Origin of the sequence: Plantibacter flavus (assembly GCF_900177615.1) — a bacterium.
Classification (GTDB): domain Bacteria; phylum Actinomycetota; class Actinomycetes; order Actinomycetales; family Microbacteriaceae; genus Plantibacter; species Plantibacter flavus.
On record NZ_FXAP01000004.1, the window covers coordinates 467,864 to 485,922 of the forward strand.

The window sequence follows — 18,059 nt, forward strand, 5'->3', positions numbered from 1 at the left end:
GCGCGTGACGACTGCGTCGCCGTCTGTGATTGTGGAACCCGGGTGCCGGACCGGAGCACCGGAACCTGAGCGGAACTAGCTCGCGGTACCGAACACCAGCGTGACGACCCAGGCGAAGACGAAGTCGATGCCGTAGACGAGCGCCATCATGATGCAGACGAAGACGAGCACCACAGCCGTGTAGCTGAGGAGTTCCTTCCGCGTCGGCGTGACGACCTTCTTGAGTTCCGCGAAGACCTGCTTCAGGAACAGGACGATGCCCGAGAAGAAGCCGCGCCGTTCGGCACGGTCCGCCTTCGCCTTGACGACGACGTCCTCGCCGGGCGTGTCGGTACTCTTCGGGGCCACTCGTTACACCTTTCGTGTGCCGGTGCATACGCACCGACTCGCAGGGCGGACAGGACTTGAACCTGCAACCTGCGGTTTTGGAGACCGCTGCTCTACCAATTGAGCCACCGCCCTTCAGTGCTGACGCACCGGAGGGGTCGAAGCTACCCTGACCTCCTGAACGTTGCCTCACCACAGGGGCGAAAACAGGCGCAGAAAATCATGGCAGATTTCAACTACCTCCATCCAGTGTACGGCACGGTCGCCCGGCTGTAAAACCAGCGGTGGGCGCCGCGTGTGCTCAGCGCCCACCTCACTCGGCGAGGCCCGCGTAGGGTTGCTGGTTCGAACGCACCACGACTCGACCCAGGGGGACCGATGAGCAACGCCGACGAAGACCCGCAGGCCGCACCGGAGACGATCCGGAAGCACGACCACCCGATCCCACCCCGCTTCGCGGATGACAGCCCACTCCCGGGTGCCGGCCCGATCCAGGCGTTCCTCCGGTTCTGGAAGCGGTATCCGATCTTCACCGGGCGGGCCAGCCGGAGCGAGTTCTGGTGGTGGGTGGTCGTCCACGCCGTCATCGTCACCGCGCTCCTGGTGATCGGTCGCGGCGTCGACGTCGCGACCGGGGCGACGACCGGGTTCTGGGAGGGTCAGGTGACCGAAGGCCCTGCCTGGGGCGCCCAGAGCATCCTGTCCGGGATCTGGGGCCTCGCGACGATCATCCCGGGACTGTCGCTGAACGCGCGCCGCATGCACGACACGGACCACAGCGGCTGGTGGCAGCTCATCAACCTGGTCCCGATCTTCGGGTGGTTCTTCTTCATCTGGCTCGCGGCGCAGCCGAGCGACCGGGGCGGTGCCCGCTACGACACGGGGCCGAACCGCGAGGGCGCCCCGATCAAGCCTGCCGACGCTCCGCAGTGACCCGCCGGTCCGGGAGGACCGTGTCGGCGATCGCGGCGACGACGAGCACCGCCGTGCAGAGGCACCCGAGGACGAGTTCACCGAGCTGCGGCACGAGGAGCGCGGTGACCCCGCAGGCCGCCAGCATCGCGAGGCCGATGACCGGCGCGAGCGGAACGGCGCGATCGACGACGAACCGGAACAGCGACAACCCGACGAGATAGAGGGCAGGACCGCCGAGGATCACGACGCCTCCGGCGAGCTCGACGGCGTCCGCCGGTCGGTCGAGGATCTCCTTGTCCCCCACCGACACGAGCACGATCCCGGCGACGATCACGACGTGGGCGTAGCTGTACCCGTCGCGCGCGATGCGACCGAGACGACCCGGCCCCCGTCGACCGGGACGGCCTTCGTCGCGGTCGGCGCGGTCGCCCTCCGCCTCGGCGGCCTCCACCGCTCGGCGCCCCGCCGCCTCCGTGCGGTGGAAGTACAACCACCACAGCGCGACCGCGGAGACGAAGGCGCTCAGCATCCCGACGACGCCGGCGACCGAGGTCTCGAGCTCGACGAACGCGAACCCGGTGACGAGCAGCGACTCGCCGATCGCGATGATGATGAAGAGCGACGCCCGCTCGGAGAGGTGCGCACCGGAGAGCTCCCAGCTCTCGACCTTCGAGGCCCGCACACCCGGCAGCCGGAATCCGAGGGCCCCGCCGCCGTACTCGATGGCGACGGCGCCGATCCAGAACGCCAGTTGCCAGTCGGCCGGCACCAGCGCGCCGGCGATCCAGAAGACGGCGGCGAACGCGGTCCAGACGAGGACGCGTGCGAAGCTCAGGGCCACGTCGCGGTCGTGCCGCCAGGTCGCCACGACCATGAACAGCGTCCGGACGAGCTGGAGCACGACGTAGGCGACGGCGAACGCCAGCGCGCGGTCGGTGAACGACGCCGACACCGACACCGCCGCGACGAACGCCAACAGGCCGAAGCCGATGAGCGCGAGTCGCACCGCGAGCCGTTCCGGGTCGAGCCAGTTCGTCACCCAGCTCGTGGACACCCAGGACCACCAGAGCGCCAGGATGAGGACGATCGACTCGAGCGCGGCGGTGACGCTCTGGTCGTCGGCGATGAGCTTGCTCAGCTGGGTGAGCGCGAAGACGAAGACGAGGTCGAAGAACAACTCGACGAATGTGACGCGCTCGGCGCGTTCACCGGACTCCGGGCGACGGAGATCAGCGACGAGGCCGAATCTGGGGGCGGGCATCTTCGTATCCTGGCAGGGTTCCCGGTGCCGACGCCTCCCCCTCGGATTCGTCGACACCGGGTCGTGGTCGTCGCGAGCTGCGGGGACAGAGCCCGACGACCACCAGGCGAGCGTAGCAACAAGTATTCCAGATGCACAAGGTCCAGAAGCATCATCGGAATATCGGCGGCCACCGGCGGGTTGCGTCCGAAGGCCGCGTCGTCCGCGTGCCGCACCCCCACGAAAGGCACCACCCGTATGGATCTCTTCGCCCCCGTCCGACTCGGCGACCTCGAACTCGCCAACCGCGTCGTCATGGCCCCGCTCACCCGCATGCGGTCCGGAGCCGACGGCGTCCCCGGCGACCTCGTCGCCGAGCACTACAGCCAGCGCGCAGGGCTCGGGCTCATCATCACGGAGGGCACCTACCCGAGCGCCGAGTCTCGCTCCTACCCGGGCCAGCCCGGCATCGTCACCCCCGAGCAGGTCGAGGGTTGGCGTGGCGTCGCAGAGGCCGTGCACGGAGCAGGCGGGCTCATCGTCATGCAGCTCATGAACGGTGGCCGCGTCTCGCACACCGACATCACGGGCACCGACCGCATCGTCGCGCCGAGCGCGATCGCCATCGCCGGCGAGGTCCGGACGCCGACGGGCGCCCAGCCGTACCCCGTCCCGCACGCGCTGAGCACCGAGGAGCTCGACACGGTCCGCGAGGAGTTCGTCCAGGCCGCCCGCAACGCGATCGAGGCAGGGCTCGACGGCGTCGAGCTCCACGCCGCGAACGGCTACCTGCTGCACCAGTTCCTGTCCCCCGTCTCCAACGTGCGCGACGACCGCGCCGGAGGCAGCCCGGAGGCTCGCGCGTCGTACGTCGCCGAGGTCGTCGGTGCCGTCGCCGAGGCGGTCGGCGCAGCGCGCGTCGGCATCCGCATCTCCCCGATGAACGGCGCCGGCGACACGGCGGAGACCGACGAGGCCGACGTCCGAGCGACCTACGAGGCACTGCTCGACGCCCTGGCACCGCTCGGCCTCGCCTACCTCAGCATCCTCCACGAGGACCCGGCCGGCGAGCTCGTCCAGGACCTGCGCGGCCACTTCGGCGGCAAGCTCATCGTCAACAGCGGCTTCGGCACCGTCACGACGCGCGACGAGGCGATCGCCCTCGTCGAGCACGCGCACGCCGACGCCGTCGCCGTCGGGCGTCTCGCCATCGCGAACCCCGACCTCGTCGAGCGTTGGGCGGGCGAGCACGAGGAGAACACGCCGAACCCGGCCACCTTCTACGGCCCGGGCGCCGAGGGCTACACCGACTACCCGCGCCTCGCGAGCTGATCACGCTCAGGTGAGGCACCTCGTCGCTCGACACCTCGTCGGGCGACGAGGTGCCTCACCTCAGTCCGCCCGTGGCGCGTGCGACTCGAGGAACTCGTACACCTCGACGGAGTCGACCCCCGGGAAGGATCCCGTCGGCAGGGCCGCCAGCAGACTCGTCGGTGTCCGCGCCGCCGGCCAGGCGTTCCCCTCCCACCGCTCGGCGAGCGCCGGTGAGGCCCGACGACAGCATCGCTCGTCGGGGCAGTTCGAGGTCGACCGATGCGGTGTCTCGCGTCCGCGGAACCACTTCACGTGCGCGAACGGGACGCCGACGCTGACCGAGTACTCGCCCTCCTTGGCCTTCTCGATCCGCGAGGTGCACCAGAAGGTGCCGGTGTCCATGTCGGTGTACTGATACCACGGGCTGAAGCGGTCCTCGACGTCGAAGACGGTCCTGGCCGTCCAGTTGCGACAGACGAGCGAGCCTTCCACCGCTCCGAGGACGTCGGATGGGAACGTGACCCCGTCGTTCTCGTAGGCCTTGATGATCGTCCCCGACTCGTGCACCTTCATGAAGTGCACCGGGAGCCCGAGGTGCCTCGTCGCGAGGTTCGTGAAGCGGTGCGCGGCTGTCTCGTACGACACCGCGAACGCGTCGCGCAGGTCCTCCATCGAGATGCGCCGGAGCTGTTTCGCCTCGCCGAGGACGCGCACGGCGTCGCGCTCGGGCAGGAGGATGGCCGCCGTCAGGTAGTTGGTCTCAACGCGCTGCCGCAGAAAGTCCGCGTAGTTTCCCGGCTCTTCGTGCCCGCACAGGTGACTGGCGAACGCCTGCAGGATGGGGGAACGCGAATCACGGGACATCGAGGGTTCGGTCGGCAGGTAGATCCGACCGTTGCGCCGGTCGGTGACCGAGCGCGTCGAGTGCGGCAGGTCGCCGACGTAGTGGAGTGAGAACCCGAGGTGCTGTGCCATCTCGGCGACCGTCTGGTGCGAGACCGGCCCTCCGGTGTAGCCGACGGCGTCGAGCAGCCCCTTCGCGACGGCCTCGAGATCGGGGAAGTGGTTGTCGGCCGCCCGCATGTCCGCCCGGAGGACCGCGTTGGCCCGGCGCGCCTCCTCCGGCGTCGCCGCGCGCTCCCGATGCAGGCGGGCGACCTCGTCGTGCAGCGCCAGCACGGTGCGCAGCGTCTCGTCCGCCGTCCCCTTCGAGACGCGGATGGGTGCGATCCCGAGGGCGGAGAAGACGGGGCCCCGCTGGGCACGCTCGACGGCGATCTCGAGCGCGGCGCGGTCGCTCGGCGGTTCGTCACGGAGCAGGTCGTCGACGGTGGTGTCGAGGGCCGCGGCGATGACGCGGAGCATCGACAGGCTCGGCTCCCGATGCCCGTTCTCGATCGCCGACGCCTGGGACGGTGCGCGGTCGATCGCCTGCGCGAGCTCGTCGAGCGTGAGGCCCGCGCGGGACCGGGCATCGCGGATCCGGCGACCGAGGACGAGGGCGTCCGCGTGCGGAGCAGTTCCGTCACCAGGGGTGGCGGAGGCGGGTGGAGCAGCGGCGGTGCTGGTCATGGTCATCATGCTCACACGCCCCGGTTGTTCCGGCAAACAGAAGGTCGGCCGTTCTTCTGTCCACGGATGACGTCCGTCGGGGTTGCGGCGAGCGCAGGATCGTTCCCACAGCACGACCCGCCCCACCGACCTCGACACCACAGGAGTCATCGTGAGCAACGAAGCCACCCGACCGACCGACCACCGCACGCCCCTCCGCGCCGGCGACCAGACGCAGACGGCCGAGGAACTGCAGCGCGAGTGGGACACCGACCCGCGCTGGGACGGGGTCCGCCGCGACTACACCGCCGAGGACGTCGTCCGCCTGCGTGGCGGTGTCCGGGAGGAACCGACGCTCGCCCGCCGAGGCGCGGAGCGCCTGTGGAACCTCCTCCACACCGAGGAGTGGGTGCCTGCACTCGGTGCGCTGACCGGCAACCAGGCCGTGCAGCAGGTCCGGGCGGGCCTGCAGGCGATCTACCTCTCCGGATGGCAGGTCGCCGCCGACGCGAACCTCTCCGGGCAGACCTACCCCGATCAGAGCCTCTACCCGGCGAACTCGGTTCCGGCGGTCGTCCGGCGGATCAACAACGCGCTGCTCCGGGCCGAGCAGATCGACTTCGCCGAGCGAGCCGTCGGGGAGACGCCGGGACCCGAGGCGATCGACTGGCTCGCGCCGATCGTCGCCGACGCCGAAGCCGGCTTCGGTGGACCGCTCAACGCCTACGAACTCATGGCCGGCATGATCCAGGCCGGCGCCGCGGGCGTCCACTGGGAGGACCAGCTCGCGGCTGAGAAGAAGTGCGGCCACATGGGCGGCAAGGTGCTGGTGCCGACGAGCCAGCACATCCGGACCCTCAATGCGGCCCGGCTGGCGGCGGACGTCGCCGGTGTGCCGACCATCGTCATCGCCCGCACCGATGCGCTGGCAGCCACGCTCCTCACGAGCGACATCGACGAGCGCGATCTGCCGTTCCTGAACGGGAACCGGACCCCGGAGGGCTTCTACGAGGTGGAGAACGGCATCGGTCCGGTGCTCGCGCGCGGCCTCGCCTACGCGGAATACGCCGATCTGCTCTGGGTCGAGTCGGCGGAACCCGACCTCGACCTCGCCCGGCGGTTCGCCGAGGCCGTCCACGAGCGGTTCCCGGGCAAGCTGCTCGCCTACAACTGCTCGCCGTCGTTCAACTGGAAGTCGCACCTCGACGATGCGCAGATCGCGTCCTTCCAGCGCGAGCTCGCCGCCATGGGGTACGCGTTCCAGTTCATCACCCTCGCCGGCTTCCACGCGCTGAACCACTCGATGTTCACCCTGGCGAACGACTACCGGGAGCGGGCGATGAGCGCCTACGTCGACCTCCAGGAAGCCGAGTTCGCCGCAGAGGCCAGCGGCTACACCGCCACCAAGCACCAGCGGGAAGTCGGTACCGGCTACTTCGACCTGGTCGCGACCGCCCTCAACCCCGGCAGCGCCACCCTCGCCCTCGCCGGGTCGACCGAGGAACAACAGTTCCACTGATGATCCATACCAGCCCCGCCCTTCGACAAGCTCAGGGACCGCTCGAAGGGCCCATCCGACGCACGACCATCCGAAACGGAGTCACCCCATGAACACCCTGCTCGCTTCCCCGTCCACGCCCACCACCGCGCCGGTGCCCACGCAGCGCACCGGCCCCGCCATCGAGGTCGTCGGTCGTCTCGGGGACCGGTACGACGAGATCCTCACCCCGGACGCCCTCGCCTTCCTCGCCGACCTGCACCAGCGGTTCGCGGGTGCACGGCACGACCGCCTCGCCGAGCGCATGCGCCGACGCTTCGAGATCGGGAACGGCCGCGACCCGCGGTTCCGCGACGACACCGCGGCGATCCGGGAGGACCGCTCCTGGCGCGTCGCCGGCGCCGGGCCCGGTCTCGAGGACCGCCGGGTCGAGATCACCGGCCCCACCGATCCGAAGATGACGATCAACGCCCTCAACTCCGGCGCGAACGTCTGGCTCGCCGACCAGGAGGACGCGACGAGCCCGACGTGGGCCAACGTCATCGGCGGTCAGCTCTCGCTGCGCGACGCCGTCCGCAGCGAGCTGACGTTCACGAACGAAGCGGGCACGGTGTACCGCGTCACCGCGACGGAGACGCCGACGATCGTCATGCGCCCACGCGGCTGGCACCTCGTGGAGAAGCACCTGCGGTTCGTCGACCGCTCCGGAGCGGCGATGGCGGCCTCCGGAAGCCTCGTCGACTACGGCCTCTACGTCTTCCACAACGCCCGCCCGCTCATCGACGCCGGCCGAGGGCCCTACTTCTACCTCCCGAAGTTGGAGTCGAGCGAGGAGGCGCAGCTCTGGGACGACGTCTTCACGTTCACCGAGGAACGCCTGGGTCTCGACCACGGCACGATCCGCGCCACCGTGCTCATCGAGACGCTCCCGGCTGCGTTCGAGATGGACGAGATCCTGTACGCGCTCCGCGACCACTGCGCCGGTCTCAACGCCGGTCGGTGGGACTACATCTTCTCGATCATCAAGAACTACCGGGGGCGCGGTGCCCGGTTCGTCCTGCCCGACCGCAGCGAGGTGACGATGACGGTGCCGTTCATGCGCGCCTACACCGAGCTCCTCGTGCAGACGTGCCACCGCCGCGGTGCGCACGCGATCGGCGGGATGTCCGCATTCATCCCGAACCGTCGCGATCCGGAGGCGACGGCGCGCGCGATAGAGAAGGTCTCAGCCGACAAGCGCCGCGAGGCGGGCGACGGCTTCGACGGGACCTGGGTGGCGCACCCGGACCTCATCGAGACCGCCAGGGCCGAGTTCGACGCGGTCCTCGGTGATCGTCCGAACCAGCTCGACCGCCTGCGTGAGGATGTGTCGGTGACGCCGTCGCAGCTCCTCGACGTCCGCATCGGTCGCGCGGTCACGGACGTCGGTCTCCGCGACAACGTGTCGATCGCCGTCCGCTACCTCGACTCCTGGCTCCGCGGGCTCGGCGCCGCGGCCATCGACGGACTGATGGAGGACGCGGCGACGGCGGAGATCAGTCGATCGCAGGTCTGGCAGTGGATCCACCAGGACGTCGCGACCGACGACGGCCGTCCGATCACCCGTGAGCGGGTCGAAGGCCTCCTCGACGAGCTCCTCGCCTCGCTCCCCCGCACCGCGGACGACCGCTTCGACGACGCCGCCGAGCTGTTCCGCGAGGTGGCACTGCGCGACGAGTTCCCGACCTTCCTCACCGTCCCGGCGTACACGCGGTACCTCGTCGACCCCGCATGAGGACCGAGGTGAGGCACGTCGTCGTTCCCCGGTGGACCGGGCGACGAGGTGCCTCACCTCGCTGTACGCGAGGTCGGACACGCACTGTCCTCTCGACACCGGGTTCGGTACGCTCGGACTCGTGCCTGAATCGACTCCCACGCCCCGTCTGTCCACGAAGATCTCAGCGATCGCCGAGTCCGCCACGCTGAAGGTGGACGCGAAGGCGAAGGCGTTGCAGGCGCAAGGCCGGCCCGTGATCTCCTACGCGGCGGGCGAGCCGGACTTCCCGACGCCCGAGCACATCGTCGAAGCGGCGCTCGTCGCCGCCCGCGACCCGAAGGCGCACCGGTACACCCCAGCGGCCGGCCTGCCGGACCTCCGTGCCGCCATCGCGGAGAAGACGCTCCGCGACTCCGGTCTCGAGGTCGACCCGAGCCGCGTCATCGTCACCAACGGCGGCAAGCAGTCGGTGTACGAGGCGTTCCAGGTCTTGCTGAACCCGGGCGACGAGGTCATCGTGCCGACGCCGTTCTGGACCACCTACCCCGAGGCCATCGCCCTCGCCGACGGTGTCGCGGTCGACGTCTTCGCCGACGCCTCGCAGAACTACCAGGTCACGGTCGAGCAGCTCGAGGCGGCTCGCACCCCGCGCACCAAGGTCCTCCTCTTCGTCTCGCCATCGAACCCGACCGGCTCCGTCTACTCCCCCGAGCAGACGAAGGCGATCGGTGAGTGGGCGCTCGAGCACGGCATCTGGGTGATCTCCGACGAGATCTACCAGAACCTCACCTACTCGGCCGGCGACAGCGGCGAGGCGGTGAAGGCGATCTCCATCGTCGAGGCGGTCCCCGAGCTCGCCGAGCAGACGCTCCTCGTGAACGGCGTCGCCAAGACGTACGCGATGACGGGCTGGCGCGTCGGGTGGACCGTCGGCCCGGCGGACGCGATCAAGGCGCTCGGCAACCTCCAGTCGCACCTCTCCGGCAACGTGAACAACATCGCGCAACGCGCGGCGATCGCGGCCCTCACCGGTCCGCAGGACGCCGCCGAGGCGATGCGTGAGGCGTTCGACCGCCGCCGCAAGCTCATCGTCGGCGAGCTCAACACGATCGATGGCTTCGACACGCCGACCCCACAGGGCGCCTTCTACGTCTACCCCGACGTCAGGGCGCTGCTCGGCCGGACGTTCGGCGGGGTGACGCCCAGGACGTCGCTCGAACTCGCCGACCTCATGCTCGACCAGGCCGAGGTCGCGGCCGTGCCCGGCGAGGCGTTCGGGCCGTCCGGCTACCTGCGCTTCAGCTACGCACTCGGCGACGACCAGCTCCTCGAGGGCGTCAAGCGTCTCCAGCGCCTGTTCGCGTCCTGACCCGTGGTCCGTCCGCTCGTCTTCAGGCGAGCGGACCTCGGCAGCGTCAGATCGTGACGCCGACCACCACGGGCTCGGGCTGCAGGAGGACACCGAACTCGGCGTGGACGCGCGCCTGCACGAATCGCGCGAGCTCGGCGATCTCGGTGGCGGTCGCCCCGCCCCGGTTCGTCAGGGCGAGCGTGTGCTTCGTGGAGACCGCAGCGTGCGATCCGGGGAGCGCGAACCCGCGACGGACGCCGGCCCGCTCGATCAGCCAGGCGGCCGAGAGCTTCGCGAGGCGCTCCACGGGAGCCGGTCTGGGCGGGTTGACGACCTCGCCGAGCGGGAAGACGTACTCGGTGTCGTCGTCGGCCGCCGGGTCGACCGGCCACCACGGGGCGTCCCCCGGCAGTGACCGGGCGACGTGCTCCGACACGATCGGGTTCGTGAAGAACGAACCGGCACTGGCGGTGTCGGGGTCGTCGGGATCGAGCACCATGCCCTTCGACGCCCGGAGTGCGAGCACGGTCGTGCGCACCTGGGCGAGGCGGACCTGCTCGCCGACCTCGACCCCGAGTGCGAAGGCGAGCTGCTGGTAGGCGATGGGTGCGGCGAGTCCGTCGACACCGACGTCGTCGAGGTCGATGATGATCGCCACGACCACGCCGGAGCGCTCGGGTTCCCCGCCACCGTGGCGCTTCAGGACCGATGTCCGGTAGCCGAGCCCGAGCTCCGCGGCCGGAACGCGTTCGACGGTCTGCGACTCCTCGTCGAGCAGGTCGACGGCGACGAGCGACGACACGATCTCCTGCCCGTAGGCGCCGATGTTCTGCACGGGCGCAGCTCCACAGGATCCCGGGATACCGGAGAGCGCCTCGACACCCGCCCAGCCGTGCTCCACGGTGGAGGCGACGAGCGCGTCCCAGTCCTCACCGGCCTGCACCCGCAGGCGGACGCGACCGGACGGTGCGTCGAGGCGTTCGATGCCGCGGTTCGCCGCCCGGATGACGGTCGCGTCGAGAGGCTCGTCGCCGATCAGCAGGTTCGACCCGCCACCGAGCAACAGCCACGGCTGGTCGGTGTTCCAGGCGTCGAGCACGGCCTCGATCAGCTCGGCCTCGCTCGTGCACTCCACGAAGGCTGCGGCGGGCCCACCCACCCCGAGGGTGGTGAGCTCGCTCAGACGGATGGTGTCGGTCATGGTCCTCCGGGTCAGGCGAAGCTGACGACGATCTGCGCCTTGCCGAGCACCGTCTGCTCGGCATAGGTGACGGTGAGGTCGACACGCGCGGAGCGGGCTTCCTCGTCGACCTTGCCGACCTTGGCGACGATCTGGAGGTCGGCACCGGTCTCGGGATCGACGACGACGGGTCGGGTGAACCGCACCTGGTACTCGAGCACCCGACCGGGGTCGCCGATCCAGTCGACCACCGGCTGGGCCGCGATCCCCATCGTCAGCATGCCGTGGGCGAGCACGCCCGGCAGCCCGACGGAGGCCGCGACATCGTCCCGGTAGTGGATGGGGTTGAAGTCTCCGGAGGCGCCGGCGTACCGCGCGAGGGCGTCGCGCGTCAGGTGGACGGTCCGCTCCGCGACGACGTCGCCGACAACCGGCATGGTCGGGGTCTGCTGCACGTCGCTCATCCTTCGTCTCCTCGCACCACGAGCGTCGAGGTCGCGGTGACCACGGGCTCACCGGTGGCATCGGTCATGACCGAGTCGCACGTCACCATCGAGTGGCCACCCAGGGACTTCACCGCGGTGACGGTCAGCTGCGCGGTGAGCTCGTCGCCGGCGACGATCGGACGGTGGTGCACGAAGCGCTGGTCGCCGTGGACCACCCGACTGAAGTCGATACCCGCGTCGGGTGCGGCGAGCAGTTGCTGGAGCGTGTGCTCCTGGACGACGACGGCGAAGGTGGGCGGCGCCACGACGTCGGCGTATCCTGCGGCGCGGGCCGCCTCCGGGTCGAGGTTGATCGGGTTCGTCGCGAAGACGGCCCGCGAGAACTCGCGGATCTTCTCGCGTCCGACCAGGTACGGGGCGACGGGCGGGAAGACCCGACCGGCGAGCTCTGGGTTCACTGACACGCCCTCCAGCCTACCCGCCGGTTCACGACGGAGGACGTGCACGGCGAGCTGAACCGACCTCGCGGATCCGGACCACGACGCGCCGCAACGGTCCTGAATCGTGAACGCTCAGCGCTTCCCGCCGCCCAGCAGGCCACCGAGGCCGCCGAGGAGATCACCGAGGCCACCACCGCCTGATCCCGACCCGCCGCCGCCGAGCAGTCCGCCGAGGAGATCGCCGATGCCGCCACCGCCCGTGGTCGATTTCGGCGCCGACTCGGTCGCCTCGCCGGTGGGCTTCGGCGAGAACTGCTTCGCAAGGAAGCTCAAGACGATCGGTGCCAGGATCGGCAGGACCTTGCCGATGAGCTCCGGGCTGATGCCGCCGGCCGCTGCCGGCTGCGACGATCCGAGTGCTGCGACGACCTCGGGCTTCTTCGCACCGAAGACGTTGTCGACAATCTTCTCCCCGTCGTCCGTGTCGACGTCGTCGAGTGTCACGCCGCCGTCGACGAGCGACGATCCGTGCCGTTCGACGGCCTGCTCGATCGATGTCGCTCCCCCGTCCTTGGCGTTGGCCTCGAGGCCGCCGACGAGCGCGGGAAGCGCCTGCTTCACCGCCGCCTCCGCGGTCGCGCTGTCGACGCCCAGCTTCTTCGCGATGTCGCCGATCGGCAGGGTCCCCAAGATGTCGTCCAGGCTGGTCATGCTGTTCCCCTCCGAGGCCGCCCCGGTGGCGGAACTCTCGGCCAGAGGCTAGCGCCGCCCCGGCTGCGACACCAGGGGTGGTGCTGGGGCGTGGACCGGCTACGGACGTTTGAGCGCCTGGAACACCATGCGGATGGCGATGACCACGAGGAACGCGGCGAAGAGCAGGTTGCCGACGAACGGCGGGACGACCGACGCGACGATGGCGCCGAGGGCCGTGGTCGTGCAGGCAGCGATGCCGATGATCGCTGCGCCCGTCAGGTCGACGTTGCCTCGCCGGACGTTGCCGATGGTGCCGGAGATCGCGGTCGGCACCATCATGAGCAACGAGGTGCCCTTGGCGATGAGGTCGCTCGCACCGAACAGCAGGATGAGCATCGGTACGACGACGACCCCGCCGCCGATGCCGAGCAGCCCCGACAGGACGCCGGTGAGGAAGCCGAGCACGATGAGGCCGATGATCGAGCCGACGTGCAGATCGATCTCGGCCGTACGAGACGGGACGATCAGGAACAGCGACACCACCACGACGAGCAGGAAGCCGATGAAGCCCCACTGGAGCGCCTTCTTGGGGAGCTTGGAGAGGAGATAGCTGCCGAGTTGTGCGCCGCCGATCGCACCGATCGCCAGCAGGATCGCCGCCACCCAGTCGACGGTCCCGTTCACCGCGTAGGACACGACGCCGACGAGCGAGGTCGGGACGATCGCGGCCAGGGAGGTCCCCGCGGCGAGCCGCTGTCCGAAGCCGAGGAGGAAGACGACGGCCGGGACGATGAGGATGCCTCCGCCGACCCCGAACAGCCCGGAGAGGAATCCGGCGGTCAGTCCGATGCCGATCAGCCAGGCGATGCCCGACGGGGAGCGGACCGGACGGCCGATCGGGTCGTTCCCGCTCACTGCGCGCTGGAACCGGAGAGCGCCGTCTCGAGCGAGGGCGTCGTGCGAGCGGTCCCGGCGTCCAGGAGCGACCAACCGCTTTCGGTCGCCTCGATGACCGACACGGAGCAGTTCTCCAGCGGCGGGACCGTCGTACCGGAGAGGTGGCTCAGGGTGAGGCGGATGAGCGTGCCGTGGCTCACGACGAGGACGTTCCGCCCGGGGTAGTCGCGTGCGATGGCCTCGATGCCGCGGAGTCCGCGTTCGATGACCGACTCCTCGGTCTCGAGGTTCGGGTACTGGTGGTCGGGCCAGTTCTCGACGACCATCTGCGCCGTCGCGCCCTCGGCGTCGCCGTAGTGGCGCTCGACGACGTCGGTGTACGTGGGGCCGAGCTCGAGACCCAGCGCGTCCGCGATGATCTGCGCGGTCTCGCGTGCGCGCCCCAGTGGGGAGCTGACGACGACGTCCCAGGTGCCGGTGAGCCGAGGGGCGACCGTCGCCGCCTGCTCCCGCCCGGTGTCGTTCAGGGGGATGTCCGTCGTGCCCTGCAGCCGTCGTTCGAAGTTCCAGGCGGTCTGTCCGTGACGGATGAGGGCGATGGTCATGTCTCCAGCCTAACCGGCGTCGCTGGTGCCCTCTCCGATGCGGGCGCATACTGTGAGCGCACGATCGACGCCGATCCTGCGTGGACGATCGAGGAGACGTCATGGTGACCGGAACCGGTTCGAAGGAATCACCCTGGGAGCTCTCGACGGCTCCCGGCAGCTCGGCCTACACGATGTACCGGGACGATGAGGGGACTCCCCCGGCCCTCGTTTGCCGCGTGGGCTCGACGACGTTGAGCTATCGAGCGAGTGCGGTCGACGACCTGCACGCCTGGCTGGTCGAGCGGGCGGACTGGGTGCCACTCGGCGCCGCCGACGAGCAGAAGGAGCCGGCCGCCGGTTCGGTCGAGGCGTGGGGGCGTTCCGAGGACAACCCGGTCGGCGGCTGGTACGGCCTCCGCAAGGGGTTCCGTGGACGCTTCGGCATGTACCTCCCGCCACTGCTCGAGGCGCTCGGCCTCGCGGAGCTGACCCACGACGCACGGAACAACCGCATCAGGGCGCGCTGACGGGCTGGTCCCACCGACTCGGCTTCAGTCCTCGGTTGCCCATCGGATCCGGATGGGGCCGCGGACCGTCGCGCGATCGACCGCCTCGTCGCCCTGCGTGATCCGCACCCGCCCCTCGTCCACCAGGCGCCAGGCGACCCGGCGGGTGTCGTCCATCAGCGCTCGCCAGTCGTCGCCGCCGACGGCTCGCGCCACGTCGGACGGGCAGATGGAGGAGGTCGCGGCCCGCTTCCCCAGCAGGTCGAGCATCGTCGACTCCAGGAGGTCGTCGTCGACGGCTGCCGCAGGCTGCGGGTCCGGTGCGGCTTCGTCGGTCATGGTCCCAGTATGCGCGCGCCGCTACGCGAGGTCGGCGTGCTGGGCCAGGTCCTCATGCTGCGCGACGAACGCCCGGGCCAGGCGCTTCGTGACGCCGAGTTCCGCGACGAGATGCTCGAGGTCCGGTGCCCAACGCGCGATGGCCCGGAACTCGTCGAGGTCGATGAGGTTCGACGCGGCGAAGCGGTCGGCCTGCACCTCGTGCTTCGGCCTGTCGTCCTCGTGGCCGAGCACGCAGTGCGCGATGCCGTGGGCGAGGGCGTTCCGCCGGTGGACGGACCGGAGCGACTCCTGGATGACGATCGTGTGCGCGGACGGCAGCCAGCGCTCATGGGAGACCCGCAGGGGCCGGAAGATCACCGCGAGACCGAGCTCCTCCGCGTGCGCATACGGGTCGTAGGCGCGCCCGCGCTCACGGGGCTTCCGGCTCGGGTTGCTCCAGTTCTCCATCGGTGATTGCCGCCCCACGTTCCCCCTCCAACTGCTCCGTCGTCCACGACGCAGCTTCCCTCTGCCGGCGTCTGCGATCCAGCTCGTCATTCGTAGCAGTGGTGTCCGACACGGGAGCCACGCGCTCGTCGTCGCTCGCTTGCAGTTCGGCCTCGATCCGACTCATCCCCCCGACCGCTTGCAGGGCGTCGGCCAGGAGGCGCACCGGATCGGCGCCGGTCGCCGCGCAGAGCGTGACGAACGTCGGGCCACTGATCTCGCTGCGACCGGCGAGGACACGTTGCAGGGTCGTCGGACTCATCCCCGTCGCCTCAGCCAGGGCGCGCTGATTCATGCGTCGCCGCTTGTAGGCGGCGACGAGTTCGTCCGCCAACGCCTGATTGACCATCGCCTCTGCTGCGTTCACGTTCCGATCGTAGCCAGAAACCCTGTCGTGAACGGCAGAAAACCTGCCTCCTGCGCTCTATAGTGTCACCTCCGACCTGAATGATGCCAGATCAGACAACTTCTGGAAACCATCCAGGTCGTCCATCACCACCCACGACGCCTGAGGAGGCACTATGACCGAACACCGGACATCACCGGAACCAGCGACACCACCACCCGTCCCGTTTCCGGCACAGCGGATCATCCGCACCGTGATCCAGACGACGGCGGCCGTGATCTTGAGCTCGGCGGCCTGCGTCACGACTGCGAGCATCATCGCGCCACAGCTCCTGGAGGCGATTCGGGAACTCCTCCCGGACGACGTCTACGCCTGGGCGGCGGCGGCCGTGGCCACGACGGCGGCGATCGCCGCAGCACTGGCCCGGATCATGGCGATCCCCGGCGTGAACGGGTTCCTGACCAGACTGAGCGCAGGCTCGACACCTCGCCATGCTCGACTCGATTCGGATGCTGAATCTGCCTCTGAAGAAAGAATTTCATGATGAATAGGCAAATTGAACTGGACAAAACGACGAGATCGTCGTAGAGTCTCTCTCGAACACACGTTCGAATTTCGGAGGACACTTCCTCCACGAAACAACAGATTGGAGGCAGAGTGGCGCTCAACAACTACGTGCTGAACGGCCCGTCCACGGTGATCGCGGACGACAACCGCGACCCCTACGTGTCCTGGCAGAACCACCTCGACCGGACCGGCCGAGGCGGGGTCGACCTCGTCGCCGCTGTGGGCACCCCGGTGCTCGCACCCACGCCCGGAACCATGAACTGGGTTCCGAACGACGGATCAGCGGGCAACTCGTGCCGCTTCAACCATGACCAGAACCCCGGATGGGCCGATGTGTTCTCGCACCTCGACCGATACGTCGGGAGCAACGGTCAGCACTTCAACCAGGGCGACATCATCGCCTATTCGGGCAACACGGGAGGCGTGCCTCAGCACCTCCACCGTCACCTGCTCGACCCCTCTGGCAGCCGCCAGAACCCGTGGAGCTACTTCGGCTCCGCGAACCCATCCACAAACACAGGAGAACAACTCGTGAAGATCATCCGTCAGGGACAGTCCGGCTACGTCTGGCAGGGCAAGCAGACCTTCGGCGCCATGGCGCTCGTCGGCCCCGGCTACGTCCGCTACATCCCCGCACCGGCCGTCTACGACGCCCTGGTGCCGACCTACGGCTCGTTCGTGAACCTCACGGGCGACCAGTTCTACACCACCATCCGGGAGCTCACGTCGAACCAGGCGTAGCGCACCGGTGACCTCGAGTCACCACTGACCGGCAACGGAGAACGGCCTCCGAGCAGACCGTAACTGCTCGGGGGCCCACCCTCCGCGCCAGGAAAGGAGCCACATGGTCCTCCGCTATCAACACCCGTTCCCGCAGATGGATCTGGCCGACGGCTGGGGTTCGATGGCAGGAGGACGATCCCAACCGCACCGCGGGTTGGACTACCAGCCCGGCGCCGATGCCGCGATCCCGGCGGTCGCAGCCGGCGTCGTCTCCGCCAACCGCTGGAGCGACGCGCTCGGCAACGTCCTGGTCATCGCCCACCCCGACGGCATGTACTCGGGCTACTGCCACCTGGCGGCCGCCTCACCGCACCAGGTCGGTGCGGCGATCGTCCGCGGTGAACCCGTCGGCGTCGTCGGGAACACCGGGTCCGCTTCCAGCGGAGCCCATCTGCATCTCACCATCACCTTCACCGCGGACGGCACATGGAACAACGCCGACATCGGAGTCACGACCGATCCGTATCCGTTCATCAACGCTCGCCTGAACGGCGACGACCCGGGACACCCATTCAAGGAGTCAGACATGCCCAAGATCATCAGCGTGCCGGCCGGCACCATCGCGCTCGTCACCGAGACCTTCGGGACGAAGTACACCTCGCCCGACGGCGGGCAGGGGTTCTCCATCGCCGCGAACACGCAGGCCTACGGTCAGGTCAGCGGCTTGACCGAAGACCAGGTCACCACGCTGGTCGCGGAGGCGAACGCACGAGGTCAGCATTTCGCCGAACTCGTCGCGGGGCTGCGGTAGCCGCACGGGCGTGAGGAAGCCCCCGAGCAGACCGTAACTGTTCGGGGGCTTCCTCCATTCTGCACCGTGCACGCCCGGAGCAC

21 protein-coding genes and 1 tRNA gene are annotated in these 18,059 nt (G+C 69.4%); 9 read left to right on the forward strand and 13 right to left on the reverse strand.

Going from position 1 to position 18,059, the window contains the following annotated elements:
• Positions 1–75 precede the first annotated feature (75 nt).
• Both secE and B9Y95_RS14605 read right to left on the reverse strand, forming a co-directional pair.
• Positions 76–348, reverse strand: coding sequence for a preprotein translocase subunit SecE (secE, locus tag B9Y95_RS14600; protein WP_079706702.1), 273 nt, complete (start codon positions 346–348; stop codon positions 76–78).
• A gap of 41 nt (positions 349–389) precedes the next feature.
• Positions 390–462 (reverse strand) — tRNA-Trp (locus tag B9Y95_RS14605).
• A 243-nt stretch (positions 463–705) separates the two neighbouring features.
• On the opposite strand from B9Y95_RS14605, the gene B9Y95_RS14610 reads away from it, so the two are divergent.
• Positions 706–1,260 carry a DUF805 domain-containing protein gene (locus tag B9Y95_RS14610; protein WP_085512800.1) on the forward strand — a complete coding sequence of 185 codons (555 nt, stop codon included), beginning with the start codon at positions 706–708 and terminating at the stop codon, positions 1,258–1,260.
• On the opposite strand, the gene B9Y95_RS14615 is transcribed toward B9Y95_RS14610, so the two are convergent.
• On the reverse strand, positions 1,235–2,503 hold the full coding sequence (locus B9Y95_RS14615; RefSeq protein WP_085512802.1) for a low temperature requirement protein A: 1,269 nt from the start codon (positions 2,501–2,503) through the stop codon (positions 1,235–1,237). The two genes, B9Y95_RS14610 and B9Y95_RS14615, sit on opposite strands and share 26 nt — an antisense overlap.
• Before the next feature lie 237 nt (positions 2,504–2,740).
• Between B9Y95_RS14615 and B9Y95_RS14620 the strand changes: the two genes are divergently transcribed.
• Positions 2,741–3,814 (forward strand): alkene reductase, encoded by a 1,074-nt coding sequence (locus B9Y95_RS14620; protein ID WP_085512804.1) that lies wholly within the window; start codon positions 2,741–2,743, stop codon positions 3,812–3,814.
• 60 nt (positions 3,815–3,874) lie between these two features.
• Here B9Y95_RS14620 and B9Y95_RS14625 read toward each other — a convergent pair whose 3' ends face one another.
• Positions 3,875–5,368 carry a helix-turn-helix transcriptional regulator gene (locus tag B9Y95_RS14625; RefSeq protein ID WP_085512938.1) on the reverse strand — a complete coding sequence of 498 codons (1,494 nt, stop codon included), beginning with the start codon at positions 5,366–5,368 and terminating at the stop codon, positions 3,875–3,877.
• Between the two features lie 151 nt (positions 5,369–5,519).
• Here B9Y95_RS14625 and aceA point away from each other — a divergent pair, with 151 nt between their 5' ends.
• The 3 genes from aceA to B9Y95_RS14640 all read left to right on the forward strand — a co-directional run bounded on the left by aceA (position 5,520) and on the right by B9Y95_RS14640 (position 9,970).
• Entirely contained in the window at positions 5,520–6,866 is a 1,347-nt protein-coding gene (aceA, locus tag B9Y95_RS14630; protein WP_085512940.1) for an isocitrate lyase, read from the forward strand.
• An 88-nt stretch (positions 6,867–6,954) separates the two neighbouring features.
• The gene (gene aceB, locus B9Y95_RS14635) at positions 6,955–8,619 is read left to right on the forward strand and encodes a malate synthase A (RefSeq protein WP_085512806.1); all 1,665 of its coding nucleotides are present in this window, start codon (positions 6,955–6,957) and stop codon (positions 8,617–8,619) included.
• Positions 8,620–8,740: 121 nt separating this feature from the next.
• On the forward strand, positions 8,741–9,970 hold the full coding sequence (locus B9Y95_RS14640) for a pyridoxal phosphate-dependent aminotransferase (RefSeq protein WP_085512942.1): 1,230 nt from the start codon (positions 8,741–8,743) through the stop codon (positions 9,968–9,970).
• Positions 9,971–10,016: 46 nt separating this feature from the next.
• Here B9Y95_RS14640 and B9Y95_RS14645 read toward each other — a convergent pair whose 3' ends face one another.
• From B9Y95_RS14645 to B9Y95_RS14670, 6 genes are all read right to left on the reverse strand, one after another.
• A complete protein-coding gene (locus tag B9Y95_RS14645; protein ID WP_085512808.1) occupies positions 10,017–11,153 on the reverse strand; it encodes a UDP-N-acetylmuramate dehydrogenase in 1,137 nt (378 codons plus the stop codon).
• Between the two features lie 11 nt (positions 11,154–11,164).
• Positions 11,165–11,596: a MaoC family dehydratase gene (locus B9Y95_RS14650; protein ID WP_234994118.1), complete on the reverse strand. Its 432-nt coding sequence runs from the start codon at positions 11,594–11,596 to the stop codon at positions 11,165–11,167.
• Positions 11,593–12,042 carry a MaoC family dehydratase N-terminal domain-containing protein gene (locus B9Y95_RS14655; protein WP_085512810.1) on the reverse strand — a complete coding sequence of 150 codons (450 nt, stop codon included), beginning with the start codon at positions 12,040–12,042 and terminating at the stop codon, positions 11,593–11,595. Before B9Y95_RS14655 ends, B9Y95_RS14650 begins: the two co-directional genes overlap by 4 nt.
• Before the next feature lie 108 nt (positions 12,043–12,150).
• Positions 12,151–12,729, reverse strand: coding sequence for a DUF937 domain-containing protein (locus B9Y95_RS14660; protein ID WP_085512813.1), 579 nt, complete (start codon positions 12,727–12,729; stop codon positions 12,151–12,153).
• Positions 12,730–12,828: 99 nt separating this feature from the next.
• Positions 12,829–13,626, reverse strand: a complete 798-nt coding sequence (locus B9Y95_RS14665) for a sulfite exporter TauE/SafE family protein (protein WP_234994119.1) — start codon at positions 13,624–13,626, stop codon at positions 12,829–12,831.
• Complete coding sequence (locus B9Y95_RS14670) at positions 13,623–14,213, reverse strand: histidine phosphatase family protein (protein ID WP_085512815.1); 591 nt, start codon at positions 14,211–14,213, stop codon at positions 13,623–13,625. Before B9Y95_RS14670 ends, B9Y95_RS14665 begins: the two co-directional genes overlap by 4 nt.
• Before the next feature lie 101 nt (positions 14,214–14,314).
• Here B9Y95_RS14670 and B9Y95_RS14675 point away from each other — a divergent pair, with 101 nt between their 5' ends.
• Positions 14,315–14,722, forward strand: coding sequence for a DUF6855 family protein (locus B9Y95_RS14675; RefSeq protein ID WP_085512818.1), 408 nt, complete (start codon positions 14,315–14,317; stop codon positions 14,720–14,722).
• 24 nt (positions 14,723–14,746) lie between these two features.
• Here the strand turns inward: B9Y95_RS14675 and B9Y95_RS14680 are convergent, their stop codons facing one another.
• Genes B9Y95_RS14680 through B9Y95_RS14690 form a run of 3 tightly spaced genes read right to left on the reverse strand, consistent with a single transcriptional unit; the run spans position 14,747 to position 15,896 of the window.
• Positions 14,747–15,040, reverse strand: a complete 294-nt coding sequence (locus B9Y95_RS14680; RefSeq protein ID WP_085512820.1) for a DUF3253 domain-containing protein — start codon at positions 15,038–15,040, stop codon at positions 14,747–14,749.
• Positions 15,041–15,061: 21 nt separating this feature from the next.
• Positions 15,062–15,490 (reverse strand): ImmA/IrrE family metallo-endopeptidase, encoded by a 429-nt coding sequence (locus B9Y95_RS14685; RefSeq protein ID WP_159453423.1) that lies wholly within the window; start codon positions 15,488–15,490, stop codon positions 15,062–15,064.
• Entirely contained in the window at positions 15,453–15,896 is a 444-nt protein-coding gene (locus tag B9Y95_RS14690) for a helix-turn-helix domain-containing protein (RefSeq protein ID WP_085512825.1), read from the reverse strand. Before B9Y95_RS14690 ends, B9Y95_RS14685 begins: the two co-directional genes overlap by 38 nt.
• 154 nt (positions 15,897–16,050) lie before the next feature.
• Here B9Y95_RS14690 and B9Y95_RS20415 point away from each other — a divergent pair, with 154 nt between their 5' ends.
• The 3 genes from B9Y95_RS20415 to B9Y95_RS14705 all read left to right on the forward strand — a co-directional run bounded on the left by B9Y95_RS20415 (position 16,051) and on the right by B9Y95_RS14705 (position 17,976).
• A complete protein-coding gene (locus B9Y95_RS20415; RefSeq protein ID WP_143736495.1) occupies positions 16,051–16,419 on the forward strand; it encodes a hypothetical protein in 369 nt (122 codons plus the stop codon).
• Between the two features lie 113 nt (positions 16,420–16,532).
• Positions 16,533–17,183: a M23 family metallopeptidase gene (locus B9Y95_RS14700; RefSeq protein ID WP_159453424.1), complete on the forward strand. Its 651-nt coding sequence runs from the start codon at positions 16,533–16,535 to the stop codon at positions 17,181–17,183.
• A gap of 103 nt (positions 17,184–17,286) precedes the next feature.
• Complete coding sequence (locus B9Y95_RS14705; protein WP_085512832.1) at positions 17,287–17,976, forward strand: M23 family metallopeptidase; 690 nt, start codon at positions 17,287–17,289, stop codon at positions 17,974–17,976.
• The last annotated feature ends 83 nt before the right edge of the window (positions 17,977–18,059 follow it).

Coding starts and splice junctions, on each gene's coding strand:
- aceB (WP_085512806.1), top strand. CDS start 6,955: ATGAACACCCTGCTCGCTTCCCCGTCCACGCCCACCACCGCGCCGGTG.
- B9Y95_RS14610 (WP_085512800.1), top strand. CDS start 706: ATGAGCAACGCCGACGAAGACCCGCAGGCCGCACCGGAGACGATCCGG.
- B9Y95_RS14645 (WP_085512808.1), bottom strand. CDS start 11,153: ATGACCGACACCATCCGTCTGAGCGAGCTCACCACCCTCGGGGTGGGT.
- B9Y95_RS14625 (WP_085512938.1), bottom strand. CDS start 5,368: ATGACCAGCACCGCCGCTGCTCCACCCGCCTCCGCCACCCCTGGTGAC.
- B9Y95_RS20415 (WP_143736495.1), top strand. CDS start 16,051: ATGACCGAACACCGGACATCACCGGAACCAGCGACACCACCACCCGTC.
- B9Y95_RS14705 (WP_085512832.1), top strand. CDS start 17,287: ATGGTCCTCCGCTATCAACACCCGTTCCCGCAGATGGATCTGGCCGAC.
- B9Y95_RS14680 (WP_085512820.1), bottom strand. CDS start 15,040: ATGACCGACGAAGCCGCACCGGACCCGCAGCCTGCGGCAGCCGTCGAC.
- B9Y95_RS14620 (WP_085512804.1), top strand. CDS start 2,741: ATGGATCTCTTCGCCCCCGTCCGACTCGGCGACCTCGAACTCGCCAAC.
- B9Y95_RS14675 (WP_085512818.1), top strand. CDS start 14,315: ATGGTGACCGGAACCGGTTCGAAGGAATCACCCTGGGAGCTCTCGACG.
- B9Y95_RS14660 (WP_085512813.1), bottom strand. CDS start 12,729: ATGACCAGCCTGGACGACATCTTGGGGACCCTGCCGATCGGCGACATC.
- B9Y95_RS14650 (WP_234994118.1), bottom strand. CDS start 11,596: ATGAGCGACGTGCAGCAGACCCCGACCATGCCGGTTGTCGGCGACGTC.
- B9Y95_RS14685 (WP_159453423.1), bottom strand. CDS start 15,490: ATGGAGAACTGGAGCAACCCGAGCCGGAAGCCCCGTGAGCGCGGGCGC.
- B9Y95_RS14670 (WP_085512815.1), bottom strand. CDS start 14,213: ATGACCATCGCCCTCATCCGTCACGGACAGACCGCCTGGAACTTCGAA.
- B9Y95_RS14615 (WP_085512802.1), bottom strand. CDS start 2,503: ATGCCCGCCCCCAGATTCGGCCTCGTCGCTGATCTCCGTCGCCCGGAG.